21 protein-coding genes are annotated in these 20,161 nt (G+C 53.1%); 6 read left to right on the top strand and 15 right to left on the bottom strand.

Features of this window, described 5'->3' with window-relative positions:
* Window positions 1–248: 248 nt before the first annotated feature.
* Window positions 249–1,370, top strand: coding sequence for a ribosomal protein uL16 3-hydroxylase (locus ABIC79_RS12875; RefSeq protein ID WP_200227005.1), 1,122 nt, complete (start codon window positions 249–251; stop codon window positions 1,368–1,370).
* An 80-nt stretch (window positions 1,371–1,450) separates the two neighbouring features.
* Here the strand turns inward: ABIC79_RS12875 and phnE (ABIC79_RS12870) are convergent, their stop codons facing one another.
* The 4 genes from phnE (ABIC79_RS12870) to phnC all read right to left on the bottom strand — a co-directional run bounded on the left by phnE (ABIC79_RS12870) (window position 1,451) and on the right by phnC (window position 5,235).
* Complete coding sequence (gene phnE, locus ABIC79_RS12870; RefSeq protein ID WP_013576359.1) at window positions 1,451–2,374, bottom strand: phosphonate ABC transporter, permease protein PhnE; 924 nt, start codon at window positions 2,372–2,374, stop codon at window positions 1,451–1,453.
* Window positions 2,374–3,237: a phosphonate ABC transporter, permease protein PhnE gene (phnE, locus tag ABIC79_RS12865; protein WP_013576360.1), complete on the bottom strand. Its 864-nt coding sequence runs from the start codon at window positions 3,235–3,237 to the stop codon at window positions 2,374–2,376. Before phnE (ABIC79_RS12865) ends, phnE (ABIC79_RS12870) begins: the two co-directional genes overlap by 1 nt.
* Window positions 3,238–3,397: 160 nt before the next feature.
* Window positions 3,398–4,330, bottom strand: a complete 933-nt coding sequence (phnD, locus tag ABIC79_RS12860) for a phosphonate ABC transporter substrate-binding protein (RefSeq protein WP_013576361.1) — start codon at window positions 4,328–4,330, stop codon at window positions 3,398–3,400.
* Window positions 4,331–4,398: 68 nt separating this feature from the next.
* Window positions 4,399–5,235: a phosphonate ABC transporter ATP-binding protein gene (phnC, locus tag ABIC79_RS12855; RefSeq protein WP_015690220.1), complete on the bottom strand. Its 837-nt coding sequence runs from the start codon at window positions 5,233–5,235 to the stop codon at window positions 4,399–4,401.
* Window positions 5,236–5,441: 206 nt separating this feature from the next.
* Here phnC and dld point away from each other — a divergent pair, with 206 nt between their 5' ends.
* Window positions 5,442–7,133, top strand: a complete 1,692-nt coding sequence (gene dld, locus ABIC79_RS12850; RefSeq protein WP_354567311.1) for a D-lactate dehydrogenase — start codon at window positions 5,442–5,444, stop codon at window positions 7,131–7,133.
* Window positions 7,134–7,272: 139 nt separating this feature from the next.
* On the opposite strand, the gene ABIC79_RS12845 is transcribed toward dld, so the two are convergent.
* Window positions 7,273–7,863, bottom strand: a complete 591-nt coding sequence (locus ABIC79_RS12845; protein WP_013576364.1) for a Yip1 family protein — start codon at window positions 7,861–7,863, stop codon at window positions 7,273–7,275.
* A gap of 177 nt (window positions 7,864–8,040) precedes the next feature.
* Entirely contained in the window at window positions 8,041–8,700 is a 660-nt protein-coding gene (locus ABIC79_RS12840; protein WP_013576365.1) for a hypothetical protein, read from the bottom strand.
* A 369-nt stretch (window positions 8,701–9,069) separates the two neighbouring features.
* Between ABIC79_RS12840 and ABIC79_RS12835 the strand changes: the two genes are divergently transcribed.
* Together ABIC79_RS12835 and ABIC79_RS25650 are read left to right on the top strand one after the other, a co-directional pair.
* A complete protein-coding gene (locus tag ABIC79_RS12835) occupies window positions 9,070–9,699 on the top strand; it encodes a hypothetical protein (protein ID WP_013576366.1) in 630 nt (209 codons plus the stop codon).
* A 108-nt stretch (window positions 9,700–9,807) separates the two neighbouring features.
* The gene (locus ABIC79_RS25650) at window positions 9,808–9,891 is read left to right on the top strand and encodes a small membrane protein YohP (protein WP_019105993.1); all 84 of its coding nucleotides are present in this window, start codon (window positions 9,808–9,810) and stop codon (window positions 9,889–9,891) included.
* Window positions 9,892–9,960: 69 nt separating this feature from the next.
* On the opposite strand, the gene pbpG is transcribed toward ABIC79_RS25650, so the two are convergent.
* From pbpG to ABIC79_RS12820, 3 genes are all read right to left on the bottom strand, one after another.
* Window positions 9,961–10,899, bottom strand: coding sequence for a D-alanyl-D-alanine endopeptidase (gene pbpG / locus ABIC79_RS12830; RefSeq protein ID WP_015690223.1), 939 nt, complete (start codon window positions 10,897–10,899; stop codon window positions 9,961–9,963).
* Window positions 10,900–11,126: 227 nt separating this feature from the next.
* A complete protein-coding gene (dusC, locus tag ABIC79_RS12825; RefSeq protein ID WP_013576368.1) occupies window positions 11,127–12,059 on the bottom strand; it encodes a tRNA dihydrouridine(16) synthase DusC in 933 nt (310 codons plus the stop codon).
* A gap of 58 nt (window positions 12,060–12,117) precedes the next feature.
* Window positions 12,118–13,563 carry an MFS transporter gene (locus ABIC79_RS12820; protein ID WP_015690225.1) on the bottom strand — a complete coding sequence of 482 codons (1,446 nt, stop codon included), beginning with the start codon at window positions 13,561–13,563 and terminating at the stop codon, window positions 12,118–12,120.
* Between the two features lie 121 nt (window positions 13,564–13,684).
* Between ABIC79_RS12820 and ABIC79_RS12815 the strand changes: the two genes are divergently transcribed.
* Window positions 13,685–14,332 carry a helix-turn-helix transcriptional regulator gene (locus ABIC79_RS12815; protein ID WP_241917028.1) on the top strand — a complete coding sequence of 216 codons (648 nt, stop codon included), beginning with the start codon at window positions 13,685–13,687 and terminating at the stop codon, window positions 14,330–14,332.
* A gap of 66 nt (window positions 14,333–14,398) precedes the next feature.
* On the opposite strand, the gene rhlE is transcribed toward ABIC79_RS12815, so the two are convergent.
* Window positions 14,399–15,811 (bottom strand): ATP-dependent RNA helicase RhlE, encoded by a 1,413-nt coding sequence (gene rhlE, locus ABIC79_RS12810; RefSeq protein WP_354567306.1) that lies wholly within the window; start codon window positions 15,809–15,811, stop codon window positions 14,399–14,401.
* 377 nt (window positions 15,812–16,188) lie between these two features.
* On the opposite strand from rhlE, the gene ABIC79_RS12805 reads away from it, so the two are divergent.
* Complete coding sequence (locus tag ABIC79_RS12805; protein WP_013576372.1) at window positions 16,189–17,391, top strand: multidrug efflux MFS transporter; 1,203 nt, start codon at window positions 16,189–16,191, stop codon at window positions 17,389–17,391.
* A gap of 210 nt (window positions 17,392–17,601) precedes the next feature.
* Here ABIC79_RS12805 and ABIC79_RS12800 read toward each other — a convergent pair whose 3' ends face one another.
* The 5 genes from ABIC79_RS12800 to moaB form a co-directional block, all read right to left on the bottom strand.
* The gene (locus ABIC79_RS12800) at window positions 17,602–18,312 is read right to left on the bottom strand and encodes a Bax inhibitor-1/YccA family protein (RefSeq protein ID WP_013576373.1); all 711 of its coding nucleotides are present in this window, start codon (window positions 18,310–18,312) and stop codon (window positions 17,602–17,604) included.
* A 118-nt stretch (window positions 18,313–18,430) separates the two neighbouring features.
* Window positions 18,431–18,883, bottom strand: a complete 453-nt coding sequence (moaE, locus tag ABIC79_RS12795) for a molybdopterin synthase catalytic subunit MoaE (protein ID WP_166860537.1) — start codon at window positions 18,881–18,883, stop codon at window positions 18,431–18,433.
* A gap of 1 nt (window position 18,884) precedes the next feature.
* Window positions 18,885–19,130, bottom strand: coding sequence for a molybdopterin synthase sulfur carrier subunit (gene moaD / locus ABIC79_RS12790; protein WP_354567303.1), 246 nt, complete (start codon window positions 19,128–19,130; stop codon window positions 18,885–18,887).
* A complete protein-coding gene (gene moaC, locus ABIC79_RS12785) occupies window positions 19,127–19,618 on the bottom strand; it encodes a cyclic pyranopterin monophosphate synthase MoaC (protein WP_013576376.1) in 492 nt (163 codons plus the stop codon). Before moaC ends, moaD begins: the two co-directional genes overlap by 4 nt.
* A gap of 2 nt (window positions 19,619–19,620) precedes the next feature.
* Window positions 19,621–20,133 carry a molybdenum cofactor biosynthesis protein B gene (gene moaB / locus ABIC79_RS12780; protein ID WP_013576377.1) on the bottom strand — a complete coding sequence of 171 codons (513 nt, stop codon included), beginning with the start codon at window positions 20,131–20,133 and terminating at the stop codon, window positions 19,621–19,623.
* Window positions 20,134–20,161 lie beyond the last annotated feature (28 nt).

The following is a 20,161-nucleotide window of genomic DNA, read 5'->3' as shown; positions in this document are numbered from 1 at the left end:
GGGCTGCAGGACAAAAGCTTCAGCTTTTGAACAGCGCTTGCGCTGGCCCTAATAGGGCGAGGCTTGCCGAGTAACGCGGAAAGTGAAGGGATCCCGATGAGCTTACTCAGGTAAGTGATTCGGGTCACTGAACGCAGCCAACGCATCTGCGGTTCGAATTATGATGGGTAGCCTTGATGCATGACAAAGCGCTGTCCTTATTCCCCTCTCTATAATCAGACCCGTTTGTCTTCCCACGGGTAAATCACATGGCTTATGAACTCAATCTGGACTGGCCGGAATTTTTAGAAAAATACTGGCAAAAAAAACCTGTTGTTATCAAAAAAGCGTTCTCAAATTTTGTTGATCCAATCTCTCCAGACGAATTAGCCGGTCTGGCGATGGAGCCGGAAGTGGACAGCCGTCTGGTGAGCCATAAAGATGGTGAATGGCAGGCAAGTAACGGTCCTTTTGAAGATTTCGACGGGCTGGGTGAAACCGGCTGGTCACTGCTGGCACAGGCCGTAAACCACTGGCATTTGCCTGCGGCAGAACTGGTGAAACCTTTTCGCGTATTGCCGGACTGGCGTTTAGACGACCTGATGATTTCGTATTCCGTGCCCGGCGGCGGTGTCGGCCCGCACATCGATCAGTATGACGTGTTTATCATCCAGGGCATGGGCAGCCGCCGCTGGCGCGTGGGCGATGCTCTGCCGATGCGTCAGTTCTGTCCGCACCCGGCGTTACTGCATGTGGATCCGTTCACGCCAATCATTGATGAAGATCTTGAACCTGGCGACATTCTGTATATTCCGCCGGGCTTCCCGCACGACGGCTTTACCCATGAAACCGCCCTCAACTATTCCGTCGGTTTCCGTGGCCCTAACAGCCGCGATTTCATCAGCAGTTTTGCTGACTACGCGCTGGAAAACGATCTGGGCGGCAGCCATTACAGCGATCCGGATCTCAGGCTGCGCGACCACGTCGGGAAAGTAGAAGATTACGAGCTGGAACGTGTGCGCCAGATGATGGTTGAGCTGATCAGCCAGCCGGAAGATTTCAAACAATGGTTTGGCCGTTTCGCCACTACGCCCCGCCATGAACTGGATATCGCGCCAGCCGAACCGCCATACGAATCACATGAAATTGCCGATGCACTGATGCAGGGCGAAAGCCTGGTGCGCCTGAGCGGTCTGCGGGTTCTCAACGTCGGCGAACGTTTCTTTGTTAACAGCGAGCCGCTGGAAACATCGCAACATGCCGCCGCCGATGCGCTGTGCCGCTATACGCTGATCAGTAAAACAGAGCTGGGTGCTGCGTTGCAGGATCCTGAATTTGTCGCTCTGTTAACAGATCTGGTGAATCAGGGTTACTGGTATTTCGACGAGTAAACTCCCGGCGATTCAATAACAGCAAAGGCGGCATCCATCCCGGATGCCGCCTTCTTTTATTCTGTTTCGACCGTTAACATTTACGAGCGATAAAGCTCCACCGGCGGCTTCATTTTCCGTTCTTCCGGTGCGAATAAACTAATCTCTTCGCCCAGGATATATTTGGCGCGCAGCATCGCGGAAATCTTGTCCATAATCATCACGATAGCCACTAAAATCAATGTGATAAACATCACTACATCCCAGTTCCACAGACGCATATTTTCCGCATACACCAGACCGATCCCGCCCGCGCCAACAAAACCAAGAACAGCGGCTGAACGGGTATTGGATTCAATCTGATACAGCGACAACGCAAGGAATGTCGGGAAGGATTGAGTGAAAATCCCGAAGCGGTGCGTTTGTAGCGGGGAAGCCCCCAGCGCCCGCAGGCCGCGGCTCGGCGAACGATCTACCGCCTCATGCCCTTCCGCATAAAGCTTGCCAAGCAAGCCTAAATCCTGCATCACGATCGCCAGCACACCGGCCAGCGGCCCCATGCCGACAGCACGAACGAAAATCAGCCCCCAGATCGCCATATCCAGCCCGCGTAAAACATCCAGAAGACGGCGGATGACCATGGAAACGGGTCTGAGAACCGGCGTCGACATCACATTACGCGCCGCAAGGAATGAAAGAGGCAATGCGAGGAAAGACGCGGTGATGGTTCCGGAAAACACAATCGCCAGCGTGATAGCTATTTGCGAAAAATAATACATAAACGGCCATTCGGAAACGTTATGCCAGACAAACATCCGCAGGAAATAACGTCCTACTTCGCGGGTGCCGCGCACCACTTCGCTCCATGGAATACCGAAATAACTGAAGAAATAGACGTAGTACAGCGTAATCACGACAGCCAGTATCGCGAGGTAGCGCAGATAGCGGCGCTGCGCGGCAAACAGATGCCCGTGCTTCTGCTTCAGGCTGCTGACCACATGAGGTTCGAGCGCATCAGTTAACATCAGAAAGTGCCCTCCACAACGCGTTTGCGCAATTTACCGGAAAGAAAATCCATCGCCGACACCACCAGAATAATCAGCAGTAAGGTCATGCTGACCTGGTCATATCGGTCCAGTTTGATTGAGGTCATCAGCTCCTGCCCGATACCACCGGCCCCGACCAGCCCGAGGATAGTCGACTGGCGGAAGTTAATTTCGAGGCGCATAAAGCTGTAGGATAAGAAGATCGGTTTCACCTGCGGCCACATGGCGAAACGCATGCGCTGCAAACGCCCCGCGCCACAGGCTCTGAGTCCGCGCACCGGTTTATCCGATGCGGTTTCAATGGATTCGTAGAACAATTTGGTCAGACTGCCGGCAGTGTGTAACGTCAGGGCGATAAAGCCCGGAATGGCACCGACGCCAAACGCCATCACACACATTACCGCCCAGGCCAGTTCCGGCATGGTGCGCAGGAAAGCGACAAAGGTACGGATGCTGAATTTCACCCATTTAGGCGAATCCGTATTGCTGGCGGCGAGAAAAGCCAGCACGACTGCCAGCGCCGTCGACAATATCGTCGAGGACAACGCCAGCTGAATAGTTTCCCAAATCAGCGGCAGCTGAATATTGAGACGATATCCCCAATACGCCAGTGAACCTTCTGTATGTCCGTCAGCAAATAACAATGACCAGTGTAATACCGGCACCGTCTGACCAATATAATCAAAGAAGCTCGGCGCGGAGACAATAATCGTTTTTAAATTAAGTTCGGAAACATTGCCTGACCACAGATATAACAACAACATCAGCCCTGACCAGATCAGCGCTTCCCGCTTTTGTTTACCGCGTATCTGCTGGTAATAACGATTGAAGTCTTTGTTCAAAATAATATTTCCGATTTGCGATAATCATTATTCCTCCCCCTGCGAAGGGGGAGGTCAGGAGGGGGTATTAAAAAAACAATAATGGTAAAAGCTTTCGCTTCCTGAGTTGCCATTAATACCCCACCCCAACCCTCCCCTTCGCAGGGGAGGGAGTTACGGGTTAGCGACCGCCTTTAGTCAGCTCACGCTTCATATCAATAATCTGCTGATATTCAGCCAGGGACGTTTCGCCGATATGCTGTTTGCCGCCCACCGCTTTTACGAAACAAGCGTGGTCATCTTTATCCAGTTTCTTAATGGCAGAAACCAGCTTAGCTTTAAATGCCGGTGGCAAATCGCTGCGCACTAAAATCGGACCATTAGGAATTAATGGCGATTCCCAGATAATGCGGATTTTCTTCATCAGATCCGGATGGTCCATGCGGATCATGCGGTTGAATGCACCGGAGGTATAACCGGTTTCGCGGTCGCCGATCATTGAAGTCCAGGTGACTGCGCCTTCGAACTGGCCGTTCAGCACGCCAAGAATATCCTGCTCATGGCCGCCGGAGAAGGTTACGCTGGAGAAGAAGTTGTTGTATTTGTTATCCGTCGTGCCGCCAAATTCTTTCTTGAATGTCTGGTTTGGGATCAGGTAACCCGAAGTAGAATCCGGGTCAGCGAAACCGAATGATTTGCCTTTCAGGTCAGATAATTTCTGGTACGGGCTGTCGGCTTTCACGACAACCACGGAGTGATAACCCCGGGATTTATCCGTATCGTCAATGACAATGCCGACCAGATCCACCGCTTTCGGATTATTAATATAAACCGAAGCAAAAGATGACGGGGACATGCTTAATACCATATCCACTTTCTTACCTAATAACCCCTGAATAACACCTGAATAATCGGATGAATTACGCAGTTTGGTATCCACATTTAATTCTTTATCGAAGAAATCTTTTACACACTGATTATCGCCGATTTGCTGGGTGGCATTCTGGCCACCCAGAATACCTAAGTTTAATTCTTTAGGAGCATCTTCTGCCATGCTGTGCATTGCAGTAAAAGAACCTGCTACGAAGACTGCCAGACGTAATAACTTCTTCATGTAATGATGACCTTGTGTAGATTGAGAGAAAGTAGAAATAAGCACTGCAAAATAAATAACGTTATTGTTTAACTGTTTATCGCTTCGTGTTCTTCACCGTATAACTGATGCAAAATGCCTTCAGTTAACTGGTCCGGATGGCCGTCGAAAATAATCTGCCCTTTCGCGATGCCGATAACGCGGGTGCAATAATCTTTCACCAACTCGACAGAGTGCAGGTTGACCATCACGGCGATATTCTCTTCGCTGACTTTTTTCAGCGCATTCATGATGCGCAGGGTATTTTTCGGATCCAGTGACGCCACCGGTTCATCGGCCAGCAGAATTTTCGGGTTCTGCATCAGCGCGCGACAAATCGCCACACGCTGCATCTGGCCGCCGGAAAGGTTTTCGGCACGCTGCAATGCATGCGGCAGCATGTGCAACCATTCAAGCAAAGAGATGGCGCGGGCGCGGTCTTCGTCATCGAACTGGTTAAAGAATGATTTGAACGTTGAGGTGTGGCTGAGACGCCCCAGTAACACATTTGTCAGGACATCCAGACGAGGCACCAGGCAGAAATCCTGAAAAATCATGCCACAGCCTGAACGCCAGCGACGCAATGCTTTGCCGGTAAGCCCGGCCAGCTCCTGCTGTTCACCATTTTCGTAATGACATACCACACTGCCATCCGTGAGCGGGATCGTACCGTTGAGCACATGCAGCAGGGTGGATTTACCCGCGCCAGAACGGCCAATTACCGCCACGAACTCACCGGCGTGGAGATCAAAATTGATGTCATTCAGGACACGCTGACCCGATTTATAGGATTTCACCAGGCCTTTGACGTCCAGAACTTTGTTCAGATGCTGTGGCCCGGTCTGAGGATATTCAGCCTGTGCCAGCTTAAGTTGAGCTTGCGCCATGATGCTGTCTCTCGGTTGCTTTCGTTATCTGGCGTTCATTAAGCGCGAGTTTTATGACACATCAATGACGATTTAATGGACAGCGCATGACAAAAATGCAACAGATTAAGTGAAATTACCTAACCCATATCCCGAATGACGTTTAACTTAACAAGTATCATTTAAGTCTATGATTAGATGGCATCCCATCAAAAAAGGAAGATGAAATGGATAATCAGTCACTCATCGCCACGCTGAAAGAGATTGCCGGCAGCCGCCACGTTTTAACCGGCGACAGCAACACCGAACGCTACCGCAAAGGGTTTCGCTCCGGTGGCGGCAAAGCGCTGGCGGTCGTATTTCCACAAACGCTGCTGCAACAGTGGCAACTGCTCAAAACCTGCATCGCCGCCGACAAGATTGTCATTATGCAGGCCGCCAATACCGGGCTGACCGAAGGTTCGACGCCCAGCGGCGACGACTATGACCGCGACATTGTTATTTTCAGCACCCTGAAACTGGACACGATCCAGTTACTCGACGGCGGTCATCAGGTGATCGGCTTTCCCGGCAGCACCCTGTATAAGCTGGAAAAAATCCTCAAGCCCTACAACCGCGAACCGCATTCAGTGATTGGCTCGTCCTGCATCGGCGCATCGGTGGTCGGCGGGATCTGTAATAATTCTGGCGGATCGCTGGTGAAACGCGGCCCGGCGTATACCGAAATGGCGCTCTATGCACAAATCGATGCACAAGGTGAATTGCGGCTGATTAACCATCTGGGCATTAATCTTGGTGAAACGCCGGAAGAAATCCTGACACGTCTGGAAAAAGGCGATTATCTGGAAACCGATATCCAGCATGATCAGCGTCTGGCGTCGGATCACGATTATGCCTCACGTGTCCGCGAAGTGGATGCGGATACGCCGTCGCGTTTCAACGCGGATGAGCGACGTTTATTTGAAGCTTCAGGTTGTGCGGGCAAGCTGGCGGTTTTCGCCGTGCGGCTCGATACGTTTCCGGCAGAAACGCAGCAGCAGGTTTTCTACATCGGCACCAATGACACGGCGGTGCTGACAGAATTACGCCGCCAGATCCTGCGTGACTTCGCTAACCTTCCGGTGGCAGGGGAATACATGCACCGGGATATTTTCGATATCACCGAAGTCTATGGCAAAGACACTTTCCTGATGATCGACAAACTTGGCACCGACAAAATGCCGGACATGTTTACTGCCAAAGGAAAGTTCGATGCACACGCCAGCAAGGTCCCTTTCCTGCCCAAACATTTCAGCGACCGCGTGATGCAGTGTCTGAGCAAAGCCCTGCCGAATCATCTGCCACCGCGTATGAAGCAGTATCGTGACCGGTTTGAACATCACTTACTGCTGAAAATGTCCGGCCCCGGTATTGACGAAGCCCGAACCTTTTTGACACGTTTCTTTAGTGATGGTCAGGGTGATTTCTTTATCTGTTCCGCCGACGAAGGCAAGAAAGCCTTCCTGCATCGCTTTGCCGCCGCCGGTGCCGCCGTGCGGTATCACGCGGTACATGAAAAAGAAGTGGAAGATATTCTGGCGCTGGATATCGCACTGCGCCGCAATGACCGCGACTGGTTCGAGACATTGCCGGAAGATATCGACAATCAACTGGTGGCAAAACTGTATTACGGCCATTTCATGTGCCACGTTTTCCATCAGGATTACATCGTCAAAAAAGGCGCAAACAGCAAGGCGCTGAAACACAGGATGTTAGAACTGCTCGACGCCAAAGGCGCGGAATATCCCGCCGAACATAACGTCGGCCATTTGTATCTGGCAAAACCACATTTGAAAGAATTCTACCGGCAGGCAGACCCGACCAACAGCTTCAATCCGGGTATCGGGAAAACCAGTAAGATGAAGAACTGGCAGGAATAATGTCCTTCAAAAGAGGAATGGCGTAGTCGGCGCAGGCAGTTTGTTCCCAGACAGCGCGGAGGACCCGGAGCGTACATAAAGTACGTGAGGAGTCCGAGCACTGCCCGGGGGCAAAATGGCAAGTAAGATAGCCATTAAGTTAAAATAACTGTGTTCCGTAACCCCACATAATTACCGTCAGAGCCAGAAGCAGCTCTAATACCAGAACGCCCATTGCCAGTGTTGAACTGGAGAACAGGAACCCTTCGCGACGGTCGATATTGAGGAAGTTAGGAATGCCGAGATACAACAGGTATCCGCTGTAACACAGGCCGATCAGCCCGACAAACAGGCATAACCAGACCATCGGATACAGGGCTACGACCCCGCTGAGGAACATGGGTGTGGCCACGTAGCCGGCAAAGACGATACAGTTGTTGAGTGTCGGGCGGCTGTCATAGCGACGCGCCATTCCGTAGATAATCCGCCCCATCAGTGCGACAGCAGCGAGCATCAGAACATAGAAAATGACGGCGATATAAGACGCGGTAAACATGGAAACCATCAGCTTCTCGCCATCACCGAAGTTCCAGCCAAGTTGTGTTGTTCCGATGAAAGAACAGACAACCGGGATGAGCGCCATTAAAAGAACATGGTGGGAATACACATGTGAAACGGTTTCCCGCTCACGCTGGATTTGTTGCAATTCGGGACCCGGATTGGATATCAGTCCCCAGACATGATTAGCCATGAAACACCCCCTTGTACGCCGAAAGCCGCCAGCAGCGCGCAGTGATAAACCTTCGGGATTGCCCGTCAGACAAGGGCATAAAGAAGGTGGCGACCTGTCTATATTATAGTCGCTCTTGCCAGCTTTGCTGATACGGCCAATTCAGCGTAATGGGAGATCAACCGTATCAGGTCGCCGTTAGTGAATATAGCGTGCAGCCGTAAACGTCACGCCAACCAGTACCAGCATCATGCTGACAATCCATCGGGTCTGTTTAATCATGAGATCGTAAAACATTGCCTGCATTGCACTCAGTGAAGCTTCAATCTTCACAAAGCGTTCATCTACTTTTTCAAAGCGCCGGTCGATCTTCTCAAATCGTTGTTCTATTTTGTCAAAGCGCTCATCTACACGATCGAACTGTTTATCGACCTGTTGAAACTGTTTATCTACCTGTTCAAACTGTTTATCTATCCTCACCAGATGATCGTCAATTCTCAGCAGGTGCCCGTCGATGCGCGCGATGCTCTGTTCGGTTTTCCCGACACGACCCCCGATATCTGTCACCGCTTCAGTGAGCGTGACCATCTGGTGCTCCAGTTTGCCGACACGGAGATTCGTCTCCGTGATCACTACCGTTAGCTGACTGACCTGCTGTTCCACCTTCCCTACCCGCAGATTCAGCCCGGCAATTTCCTCACCATTTTTGATTCCCTGCTTTTCAATATTGTTGATCTGGTTTTGCATGAGCTTTTCCATGAGCGATTTTCCTTTGTAATCTTCCGGCCAGGCAGGCGCGCCTGGAAAATAGAGCATCCTGTTGATCGGCGATAGATCCCGTCTGCTGAGCTGAAACATAGTTGTTGTCCCTCACATGAGCTTTCCCTGTTTAGAAATCCTTAATCTGGCCACAGTTTGCACTGGATAAATAACCACCTCAAATCAATTTCCTTCTCGATAAATACGCGATTGCTTATGTATCTATATATGGTTGAGTTGCATTACCTTAATGAATAAATACCAATGAAAATAACCTGTTACGGGGATCGTTAACAGGTCAAACTTAAGGAATTACGGACGGGCGCGGGTTATGGAAATCATAGCGTGCACCGGGGAAACCGGGCATTTTCCAGCCCGCATTAACTCATCAGTTTTTACAGGTAAAAAAGTCTGCGGTACGGTTAAAAAATCATTAACGTAGAGGCAGACACTTATCAGGAGAATTACATGCGCATTACCTGCTTACACACGGCCGACAGCAATATTGCGGTTTTCGAAAATACGGCTCACGAACTTGGGCTGGATCAGCATAAGTTTGTGCATGTTTCGCGGCCCGATTTACTGGCTGCAGCCGAAAAGGCGGGCGGGCTGACTGCAGAAATTCGTCAGCAAACGGCGGATGTGCTGCTGGCATTGAGTGAAAATGCCGATCGCGTTTTACTGACCTGCTCGACGCTGGGTTCTGCCGCGACGCTTGCCAGCGAAAGTGCCGCGGTGCCGGTGTTGCGTGTCGATCAGACGCTGGCGGAACAGGCCATGAAAACAGCGGGCAGTGTGGTTGCACTCTGTGCGGTCGAAACGACCCTGGAGCCGACGCGGCAGTTGTTCGCGCAGGTGGAAAAACATCCGCAGGCGCAGTTTGAAATCCATCTGGTGGCAGGCGCATGGGAAAAGTTTAAGCAGGGGGATCTGGCCGGATATTTACAGGCTATCGCGGCGGCGGCTGATGTGGAATACAGGCGAGGCGCGGCCTGCGTGGTGCTGGCTCAGGCTTCGATGACCGGTGCGGCACAACTGACCCAAATGGGCAAACCGCTTACCAGCCCGGAATGTGGTCTGCGCGCGGCACTGGCCTGAAATTAGCAAGCACACAGCAAAAATGCAGGCAGAAGCTATACTGATAAGGAATATCATTGGCTTAGCCGGATGGCCGATGACGACTGAAGGTTATGTTAAGGAGAAAACATGAAAATTATTCTGTGGATCATCGCCATCATCTTTATCGTCGGCTTACTGACCCTGACAGGGGTGTTTAAACTGATTTTCTGACCACGTTGTCTGTCCCTGCAAAACAAAAAGTCCGGCATCTGGCCGGACTTTTTCATTTCAATCATCTGCTCAATCATCCGCCTCTTCGACGGAAGGCTGCGTTTTCTGCTGCTCTTTCTGCTTACGGTAGTTTTTGGCAATCTGTGGAACAGGCACTGCTTTGCCGGTTTCCATCCAGGTGCGCAGGCGGTTGGCATCGGCAAAGGCCGTAAATTTCCCGAAGGCATCCATCACGACCAGCGTAACGGGCTTGCCGTTAATGGTGGTACGCATCGCCAGGCAATGGCCGGCTTCATCGGTGTAACCGGTTTTGGTCAGCTGGATATTCCACGACGGATTCATGATCAGATGGTTGGTATTACGGAACGGCAATGCATACGCCGGATGGCTGAAGACAGCCGTTTTTTCAGCAGTCGTACTTAGCTGACCGATCAGCGGATAGCGCTGTGAAGCCAGCAGCAGCCGTGTTAAATCACGCGCGGTGGAGACGTTGCGCGGCGACAAACCGGTCGGTTCAGCATAATGCGTATGGGTCATGCCCAGCGATTTCGCCTTCGCATTCATAGCATTGATAAATGCAGAATAACCGCCCGGATAATGTGCCGCGAGACTGGCCGCAGCCCGGTTTTCTGAGGACATCAGCGCCAGTTGGATCATCTGACGACGGGTAATTTCACTGTTCAGTTTCACGCGGGAGAACACGCCACGCATTTCAGGTGTATTACTGATATCGATATTGATCACTTCGTCGAGTGGCAGATTCGCATCAAGCGTCACCATCGCGGTCATCAGTTTGGTCAGGGAGGCAATCGGCCTCACCTCATCCGGATTTCGGGAATAAATCACTTCGTGGCTTTTCAGATCCACCACCATGGCACTGCCGGAAGCAATTTGAACGATCGGGGCGACGGCCGGCTCATGCTTTGCAGCGGTGGCGGCAGGGGCAGACAACATGCCTGTATTTAAGGCTAATAAGCTCAGAACCAAAAGACGGATTTTCACATGCATTGCTCTGTATTTAGAAAGTTGTCATTAAGATATGTCGTAACAGCGGGCGGAATTATAAGTGAGGCGAAAAGTCTTAGCACCCGCAATTTTCAATTCTATTTGTCACAAAGTCTGTCACCACCACCCACAGACCGTGGAACGACGAGTAAGTGAACACTTGCGTAAGAATGCACTGAAAAAATAAAGGGACGCTCAGAAAGCGTCCCTTCGAAATACACAGGTGAATATTATTGATTGTCGATCAGATAACCAATCTCCTTCGACGTCTTCAGCACGCGCACTTCAGTAAATAACTCTGTCGCCTCTTCGTACTCTTTACGCAAATAACTCAGCCACTGTTTAATGCGCGCAACGTGATACAAACCGGTATCGCCCTGCTTTTCCAGACGGGTGTATTTCTGCAACAACGTTATTACCTCCGGCCACGGCATACGCGGTTCGTTGTACTTCACCACACGGCTGAGATTCGGAATATTCAGCGCACCGCGCCCGAGCATCACGGCATCACAACCGGTGGTGTGCAGACACGCCTGGCCGCTTTCGTAATCCCAGATTTCACCATTGGCGATCACCGGAATACTCAGGCGTTGACGGATTTCGCCAATCGCAGCCCAGTTAATACGTTCCGGCTTGTAGCCGTCTTCTTTGGTACGCCCGTGCACCGTCAGTTCCGTTGCACCCGCCTGCTGCACGGCATCTGCAATTTCAAAACTGTGTTCCAGCGAATCCCAGCCGAGACGCACTTTGACAGTCACCGGTAAGTGAGCGGGCACCGCTTCACGCATGGCTTTGGCGCCCTGATAAATCAGCTCAGGATCTTTGAGTAACGTTGCGCCACCGCCACTGCCGTTAACCAGTTTGGACGGGCAACCGCAGTTGAGATCGACACCGTAAGAGCCCAGTTCCACCGCACGGGCGGCGTTTTCGGCCAGCCATTGCGGATACTGACCGAGTAGCTGAACGCGCACTAACGTGCCCGAAGGCGTGCGGCTGGCATGATGTAATTCAGGACACAAGCGATAGAAGGATTTGGCGGGAAGCAGCTGATCCACCACGCGCAAAAACTCGGTGATGCACAAATCGTAGTCGTTTACTTCTGTGAGAAGTTCACGAACCAGAGGATCAAGCACACCTTCCATCGGAGCCAGTAATACGCGCATCGCAGTTCAACCCTTAAAAATGACGCGCAAGATTACCGCAAGGCCCGCCGCCGGGCAATTACCCCTGAGACAAATCGCCGCTTAATGAGGTTTTCGCCCTGCCCTGCAAGCGTCTGACTCTGACGGAGCGCCAGGCAATCCACACCGCCAGAAGCGCAGGCACCGCAAACAGCAGGAACATCCAGAATGCCGCGCTGGCTGCACCGCTATCCCCCTTATCGACGCCTGCAAAGTTAGCCACCGTTCCGGCTAACGCCGCGCCAAGCGCCGCCGCAAAAGATTGCACCACGGTTATCGACGCACCGGCTTTTTCGCGATCCTCTTCCGGTGCCTGTTGCAGAACGCGGGTCAGCAAATGCGGCCAGCCGAGGCCAATCCCAAAACCGGCCAGCGTCAGCCCGAGCACTACGCCACTGATATTCAGCCACGGCAGGCCGAAAGCGACCGGTACGGTGAACAACAGTAAAAGCAAACCGGCAGCCAGGATCAGTGGCCCGCAGATAATCGCGCCATCCGCGCGACGGCCTGTCCAGCCGGAACTGGCCACTTCACTTAATGTCCAGCCCGCGGCCGCCGCGGCAGTGATGTATCCGGCAGCCAGCGGGGTCTGACCGTGTAAATGTTGCAGCAGATACGGCACAAACAGTTCGCAACCGAGGCCGATAATCAGCAACGTCATCACCAGATACAGGCCATAGAGCGGTGAGGAACGGCGTAAAGCGTTGCGCGGCAGCAGTCTGACATCCGCCGTAAATTCGCGGTGGCGCAAGATTAAAATCATCGCCACCGCGACCACGAAACCGAGCAAGTTAATCAGCCCTGATGAAGACAGACTGCCCGCCGATACCACTAACACTGCGCCGGTCAGCAAGGCCAGTTGCATCAGCGGCAGCGGTTCGTCCGGCTGCCGGTCGTGCCGGGATTTTGGCAAAATCCGCCAGACCCACACCCCGAACAGCGACGTCACCGGCAACAGCAAACCAAACGCCCAGCGCCATGCATGCAGTTCGGCGAAGATACCCCCTACCGCCGGGCCGACCAGCGTCGCAATGCCCCACATCGCCGAAATCAGCGCCATGGCGCGCGGCCAGAGAGATTCTTTAAACAGGAGGTTGATCATCGCGTAGGAGAGTGCGAACAGGAATCCGCCCCCCAGTCCCTGCAGCGCCCGTCCGAGCAGCAGCACCGGCATATTCGGCGCGGCGGTACAAATGGCGGCACCGGCAATAAAAATAGCGGTCGCCATCAGATAGCTGCCACGCGGCCCGGCGGTGCGCATCAACCGTGCAGAAAGTGCTGAGCCGAGAATGGAACACACAACGTACAGCGTAGTGTTCCAGGCATACCACGCCAGCCCGCCGATATCCTGCACAACGGAGGGTAAAATCGTGATGACGATGTAGCTGTTAGTCGCATAAAGCGCGACGCCTGCGCTCAGGGTAATGGCACTGCCGCGGTTTTCGGCGCTGAATAAATCCGCCCATCCGTTCTGACTTCCCGACATTTTCTCTGCATCCCTTTGGTTTGTACTTTCCACGCATTGAAGCGTGCTGTGGTTATGATATGATTAAAACAAGAAATAACTTGGAATATTTTTTACGTAATCTAGAACCCGTCGAGGCAATATGTCAAGCAATGACCTGGAAAATAAAAATGACGTACGGCAAAGCGTCGCAGAGCGCTTACTGATGCTGCTGAAAACCCACGGGCAACTTCAGGCCAGCGATGGCGGCCATCTGCTGGGTACCACAGGTGAAGCCGCGCGCCAGCAGTTTGTGAAGCTGGCGAAGGAAGGACTGGTGGACGCCAAATCTGTCTCACAGGGTGTCGGACGCCCGGCGCAGTTCTGGCAACTGACCGCCGCCGGTCATGCGCGATTTCCCGATGCCCACGCTGACCTCACCGTACAACTTTTGCAACTGATCCGCACCTCTCTGGGGGATTCGGCGCTGGATCAGCTCATCACCTCGCGGGAAAAAATCACGCAGGAACACTACCGCCAGGCGATGCTCGGGGCGGTGTCGATGGAAGACAAATTGCAAAGGCTGACGGATATCCGTACCCGTGAAGGCTATATGGCGGACTGGAAAATGCAGGAGGATGGCAGTTATCTGTTTGTCGAAAATCACTGCCCGATTTGCGCTGCCGCAGCCACCTGTCAGGGATTTTGCCGTGCGGAACGCGATGTATTCAGCGATGTGCTGAACGCCAGTGTCGAACGCACCGAACATATTTTGCAGGGTGCACGCCGTTGTGCGTACGTGATTCGTTAGATTACCCGCGAAAAAAAACCGCCTTCAGTGAAGGCGGTTTGATTGAATTACAGGGGATCCGGAAACTTATTTGTTGCCGCTGCCTGCATTGCCGGTGCGACGCTGGCCTGCATGGGCAGGACGCGAACGTGCCGGACGGTTCTCAGCTGAACCACGGTTTTCTGAACCCCGGTTTTCAGACGTACCGCTGCGCTGACCGTTACCGCCCTGACGCGGAGCGCCTGAACGTGGAGCACCCGTACGCGGTGCGCCAGGACGCTGGCCCTGACGTGGCGCGCCACGACTACCACCACCGCCGCTGCCCTGACGACCATTGATGATCGGCTCAGCTTTGATGCTCGGATCGGGCTCGTAACCTTCCAGTGCGATGCGAGGAATTTCACGTTTCAGCAGACGCTCGATATCACGCAGCAGTTTGTGTTCGTCCACACACACCAGAGAAATCGCTTCACCGGTGGCTTCCGCACGACCGGTACGGCCGATACGGTGAACGTAATCTTCCGGTACGTTTGGCAGCTCATAGTTGACCACGTGCGGCAACATATCGATATCCAGGCCACGCGCAGCGATGTCTGTTGCCACCAGAACACGGACAGAACCGGCTTTAAAATCAGCCAGTGCACGGGTACGTGCGCCCTGACTTTTGTTGCCGTGAATAGCAGCAGCCGTGATGCCATCTTTATTGAGTTGTTCGGCTAAATGGTTTGCACCATGTTTTGTCCGGTTGAACACCAGCACCTGTTTCCAGTCGCCTTCACCGATCATCTGCGACAGCAATTCTCTTTTGCGTTTCTTATCAACAAAATGAACGCTTTGTTCAATTTGCGCAGAAGCGGTGTTACGACGCGCGACTTCGACAGAGGCCGGGTTGGTCAGCAACTTGCTCGCCAGACCTTTAATCTCATCAGAGAACGTCGCGGAGAACAGCAGGTTCTGACGCTTGGCAGGCAGTTTTGCCAGCAGGCGACGGATATCGTGAATGAAGCCCATGTCCAGCATGCGGTCGGCTTCATCCAGCACCAGAATTTCAACCTGAGATAAATCAACAGCACGCTGATGTTCCAGATCCAGCAAACGACCCGGCGTTGCGATCAGCACATCCACACCACCGCGCAGTTTCATCATCTGCGGGTTGATGCTCACACCACCAAATACCACCAGAGAACGCAGGGTGAGGTATTTGCTGTAGGCCTGTACGTTTTCACCAATCTGCGCCGCCAGCTCACGGGTTGGGGTCAGGATCAGCGCACGAACCGGGCGACGTCCTTTGAATTGCGCGTTGGTATGGCTGAGCATATTGAGCAGCGGCAAGGTAAAACCAGCGGTTTTACCGGTACCGGTCTGCGCACTCGCCATCAGGTCACGGCCTTCCAGCACGACAGGAATAGCCTGACGCTGAATAGGCGTAGGTTCGCGATAGCCCTGTTCTTCAACAGCACGCAAAATTTCGGCACTTAAGCCGAGGGAATCAAATGACATATAAGGAAAAGCTCCAGTCCACTCTAACCCGAACGGGGTTCGGTGCAGTTTCAAGAGTGGATGATCAGACGAGGCAAATGAGGCATTACCACGAGGATTCGGCACAAACTGCAGTGCGCCAGTTGGGGCGATAGTAGCACAAAACGCCGCTCTGCGTGAAGTTATCTCCTTCAGGCCTGTAACTGATGGTTACAGCCGCAGATTCTGGTAACAGTTTCAGGCCGCATAATCTGCCGCGATAATCCGAAACTTTGACACAGGATAATCAATTATAAACCTGATGAATGGGTTCCCACTTTTTGCGTCCCACTTCACAGATTTGATTGCTATGCTTCTTTTCTCTCACTCCTCTGTCCATAAGGCTACATCGCTGCAACATGGAAACCTGGAAAGTAAATTTAATCTCCGTCTGGCTGGGCTGTTTTTTTACCGGCATGGCGATGAGTCAGATCCTGCCTTTTTTACCCCTTTATATCGAACAACTTGGCGTAACGTCTCATGAATCCCTGAGCCTGTGGTCAGGGCTGGTATTCAGCGGCACGTTCCTGGTTTCCGCCATCGTTGCGCCGTTGTGGGGCAGTCTGGCTGACCGCAAAGGCCGCAAACTGATGTTGCTGCGCGCCGCGCTGGGGATGGCGATTGTCATGATGTTGCAGGGGTTCGCCACCAACGTCTGGCAGCTTTTCATTCTGCGCACACTAATGGGCCTGACGTCCGGGTATATTCCCAACGCGATGGCGCTGGTCGCCTCGCAGGTCCCCCGCGATAAAAGTGGCTGGGCGCTCGGCACGCTGTCTACCGGTCAGGTATCCGGCGTGATTATCGGCCCGCTGCTCGGCGGCTTTATGGCTGACCATCTCGGCCTGCGCACGGTGTTTTTCGTCACCAGCGGCATGCTGTTTATCAGCTTTCTGATCACATTATTTTTGATTAAAGAACGCGTTGTGCCGGTCACCAAAGCCAACCGTCTGAGCGGCAAAGCCGTATTTACTACGCTGCCCTACCCGTGGCTGATTGTCAGCCTGTTCGTCACCACCATGATGATTCAGCTCGCCAACGGTTCCATCAGCCCGATCCTGACGCTATTTATCCGCGAACTGTCATCGGATACCAGCAATATCGCCTTTATCAGTGGCGTGATTGCCGCCGTGCCGGGCGTTTCCGCGCTGATGGCCGCCCCGAAACTTGGCAAGCTCGGCGACCGCATTGGCGCGCATCGCATTCTGATTGCCGCGCTGGTTTTTTGCTTCATTCTGTTTTGCCTGATGGCACTGATTAATACGCCGACCCAGCTCGGGATCCTGCGTTTCATGCTCGGTTTCGGCGATGGCGCGCTGATGCCTGCGGTACAGGCGTTGCTGGTGAAATACAGCAGTGATCAGGTCACCGGCCGGATATTCGGTTACAACCAGTCTTTTATGTATCTCGGGAATGTGGTCGGGCCGCTGATTGGCTCAAGTGCCTCGGCACTGCTTGGCTTCCGCTGGGTGTTTATCGTCACGGCGATACTGGTGCTGTTCAATACGGTGCAGGTTTGGTGGAGTTTTCGGCAGGTGCCGACGGGGCGGGTCAGGTTTTGATTTGCTCCTCCCCCTGCGAAGGGGGAGGCCGGGAGGGGGTTTTAAGGGCTGACACCATTATCCCTGCACACTTCAGCTTTCATTTTTTGATCTTAATACCCCACCCCAACCCTCCCCTTCGCAAGGGAGGGAGCTAATAAATCTAACCTGTCAGCATAAAAAAAGGGACACTTCTCAGTGCCCCTTTCTCATATTTGAAATCAAAAAACCTTACCGGCGGTTGCCGAAGATCCGCAACAACATCAGGAACAGGTTGATGAAATCGAGATACAAGGTCAGTGCGCCAACAATCGAGTATTTACGAAAGTTATCGCGGTCATCCGCTGACAACTGCGCACCCATATTTTTCAGCTTCTGCGTGTCATACGCCGTCAGACCGACGAAGATCAGCACACCAGCGTACGAAATGATGTTCGCGAGGCCGGAGCTTTTCAGCCACATGTTCACCAGTGATGCCAGCACCAGACCAATCAGCGCCATGAACAACATGCTGCCGATCCCGGTCAGGTCGCGCTTGGTCACGTAACCGTAGACACTCATTGCGCCGAACATACCGGCAGCGACGATGAACGTTCCGAAGATTGAATCACCGGTGTAGACCAGAAAAATGCTGGAAAGCGTCAGACCGGTCAGTGCGGAATACAGCATAAACAGGCCGGTGGCGACCGTGCCGCTCAGGCGGTTCACCATGCCTGAAATCACGAACACCAGCGCCAGTTGCGCGATGATCAAGCCGAAGAAAGTAATCTGGCTGGAGAAAACAAAGCTCATGATTTTTTCAGAGCCGGAAGCGTACCAGGCCACAAATGCGGTCAGCAGCAAACCACAGAACATCCAGCCATACACTTGCGCCATGTACGCCTGAATGCCGGTATTCGCGCGTTCAACAATTGAACCGTTACTGCGTGGATATCGATCCATGATGATTACCCTTTTGCATGGAGGATGAAAAATGAGGCCAAAACAGCCTCCCGATTTGTAAAGCGTATCACAGATAGAGAGAAAAGCATGGGAGGTCTGCGTGTGGTTGAGGCGCTATTTACCAGCGCGCCGCCGCCTGTTTATCACTGTCGCGGGCATCGACCCAGCGATCACCCTCTTCTGTGGCTTCACGCTTCCAGAACGGCGCGCGGGTTTTCAGATGATCCATAATGAATTCATTGGCTTCAAAAGCCATGCCGCGATGTGCGCTGGTCACGCCGACAAACACAATTTCATCGCCCGGATACATGGGTCCCACACGGTGATAAACAGACACACGTTGCAGCGGCCAGCGGGTACGGGCTTCAGCAACAATCTCAGCCAGCGCTTTTTCGGTCATGCCCGGATAATGTTCCAGCGTTAAGGCGCTGACATGATTACCCAGATTATGATTACGCACTTTGCCGGTAAACGTGACCACGGCACCGTCGGCGTCCGATTGCGCCAGCCAGTTGTACTCATCACCCACGCTGAACGGCGCGGCATCAACAACAATTTTCGTCTGATCCATCTCAGCCCCCGGTGACCGGCGGGAAGAACGCCACTTCATCGCCCGCATGCAGCGGATGCGCCATCGTGGTCAGCGTCTGGTTAACCGCCACCAGTAATTTCCCGGATTCCAGCGCCAGTGCCCAGCGGTCGCCGCGTCCGGTGAGCGAAGCGCGCAGCTCTTCCACCGTGGCGAAATCAGCAGGGAGTTGCAGACCGGAGGTGCCGGTCAGTTCGCGTACCTGCGCGAAGAACAGAATGTCGATCATACTTCCACCTTACCTTCCGCCTTAAAATCTCCTGATTTACCGCCGCTTTTCTCCAGCAGGCGGATCGGGCCAATCACCATATCTTTTTGCACGGCTTTGCACATGTCGTAGATAGTGAGTGCCGCCACAGAAGCCGCCGTCAGCGCTTCCATTTCCACGCCGGTTTTACCGCTCAGACGGCAGCGGGATTCGATGCGCACACGGTTATGTTCCGGCTGTGCTTGCAGATTCACTTCCACTTTGGTCAGCAGCAGCGGATGACACAGTGGGATCAGATCCCAGGTTTTCTTCGCCGCCTGAATGCCAGCGATACGCGCCGTAGCAAACACATCACCTTTATGGTGATTGCCGTTGATGATCATCGCCAGCGTGTCAGCGGCCATTTCAACAAAAGCTTCGGCGCGGGCCTCGCGGACCGTTTCGGCTTTACCGGAAACATCCACCATGTGAGCGTCGCCGGACGCATTAATATGGGTCAGTTCAGACATACTTATTTCTTCAAATGTGGAGTGAAATTGCACGGCCCCTGACGGGCATCGAGCTGCGCTTCAATAATGTTGTCCCAGGCGGTCTGGCAGGCGCGGGTTGAGCCGGGCATAGCGAAAATCACCGTCTGGTTGGCGATGCCGCCGATGGCGCGCGACTGAATCGTCGAGGTGCCGATATCTTCAAACGACACCATGCGAAACAGCTCGCCAAAACCTTCGATTTCACGGTCAAACAAAGGCTTCAGCGCTTCCGGCGTATTGTTGCCCGCGTTAAAACCCGTGCCACCGTTGACCAAAATCGCCTGAATCTTTTCATCCGCAATCCACGCAGATACAACAGCGCGGATGCTGTAAATGTTCTCTTTGACAATTTGCTGCGCGACGACATGATGGCCGCCTTCGGTCACCGCTTCTTTCAGGTAATGCCCGGACGTGTCTTCAGCGTCGGTTCGGCGGTCAGAAACCGTCATGATCGCGACAGATAAAGGCAAGAACTCTTTACTGGCTTTGCTCATCAGTTTGCTCCTTAAACGATCAGTACCG

Source organism: Rahnella sp. 2050 (genome assembly GCF_040544515.1).
In the GTDB taxonomy this organism is placed as follows: Bacteria; Pseudomonadota; Gammaproteobacteria; order Enterobacterales; family Enterobacteriaceae; genus Rahnella; species Rahnella aceris.
Note: the sequence above shows the minus strand (reverse complement) of the source record. Positions and strands in the feature narration are given on the sequence as shown.

What these genes read in the sequence shown, in the direction of transcription:
- ABIC79_RS12875 (WP_200227005.1), top strand. Translation starts at nt 249, where the DNA reads ATGGCTTATGAACTCAATCTGGACTGGCCGGAATTTTTAGAAAAATAC.
- phnE (WP_013576359.1), bottom strand. Translation starts at nt 2,374, where the DNA reads ATGTTAACTGATGCGCTCGAACCTCATGTGGTCAGCAGCCTGAAGCAG.
- phnD (WP_013576361.1), bottom strand. Translation starts at nt 4,330, where the DNA reads ATGAAGAAGTTATTACGTCTGGCAGTCTTCGTAGCAGGTTCTTTTACT.
- phnC (WP_015690220.1), bottom strand. Translation starts at nt 5,235, where the DNA reads ATGGCGCAAGCTCAACTTAAGCTGGCACAGGCTGAATATCCTCAGACC.
- dld (WP_354567311.1), top strand. Translation starts at nt 5,442, where the DNA reads ATGGATAATCAGTCACTCATCGCCACGCTGAAAGAGATTGCCGGCAGC.
- ABIC79_RS12845 (WP_013576364.1), bottom strand. Translation starts at nt 7,863, where the DNA reads ATGGCTAATCATGTCTGGGGACTGATATCCAATCCGGGTCCCGAATTG.
- ABIC79_RS12840 (WP_013576365.1), bottom strand. Translation starts at nt 8,700, where the DNA reads ATGTTTCAGCTCAGCAGACGGGATCTATCGCCGATCAACAGGATGCTC.
- ABIC79_RS12835 (WP_013576366.1), top strand. Translation starts at nt 9,070, where the DNA reads ATGCGCATTACCTGCTTACACACGGCCGACAGCAATATTGCGGTTTTC.
- ABIC79_RS25650 (WP_019105993.1), top strand. Translation starts at nt 9,808, where the DNA reads ATGAAAATTATTCTGTGGATCATCGCCATCATCTTTATCGTCGGCTTA.
- pbpG (WP_015690223.1), bottom strand. Translation starts at nt 10,899, where the DNA reads ATGCATGTGAAAATCCGTCTTTTGGTTCTGAGCTTATTAGCCTTAAAT.
- dusC (WP_013576368.1), bottom strand. Translation starts at nt 12,059, where the DNA reads ATGCGCGTATTACTGGCTCCGATGGAAGGTGTGCTTGATCCTCTGGTT.
- ABIC79_RS12820 (WP_015690225.1), bottom strand. Translation starts at nt 13,563, where the DNA reads ATGTCGGGAAGTCAGAACGGATGGGCGGATTTATTCAGCGCCGAAAAC.
- ABIC79_RS12815 (WP_241917028.1), top strand. Translation starts at nt 13,685, where the DNA reads ATGTCAAGCAATGACCTGGAAAATAAAAATGACGTACGGCAAAGCGTC.
- rhlE (WP_354567306.1), bottom strand. Translation starts at nt 15,811, where the DNA reads ATGTCATTTGATTCCCTCGGCTTAAGTGCCGAAATTTTGCGTGCTGTT.
- ABIC79_RS12805 (WP_013576372.1), top strand. Translation starts at nt 16,189, where the DNA reads ATGGAAACCTGGAAAGTAAATTTAATCTCCGTCTGGCTGGGCTGTTTT.
- ABIC79_RS12800 (WP_013576373.1), bottom strand. Translation starts at nt 18,312, where the DNA reads ATGGATCGATATCCACGCAGTAACGGTTCAATTGTTGAACGCGCGAAT.
- moaE (WP_166860537.1), bottom strand. Translation starts at nt 18,883, where the DNA reads ATGGATCAGACGAAAATTGTTGTTGATGCCGCGCCGTTCAGCGTGGGT.
- moaD (WP_354567303.1), bottom strand. Translation starts at nt 19,130, where the DNA reads ATGATCGACATTCTGTTCTTCGCGCAGGTACGCGAACTGACCGGCACC.
- moaC (WP_013576376.1), bottom strand. Translation starts at nt 19,618, where the DNA reads ATGTCTGAACTGACCCATATTAATGCGTCCGGCGACGCTCACATGGTG.
- moaB (WP_013576377.1), bottom strand. Translation starts at nt 20,133, where the DNA reads ATGAGCAAAGCCAGTAAAGAGTTCTTGCCTTTATCTGTCGCGATCATG.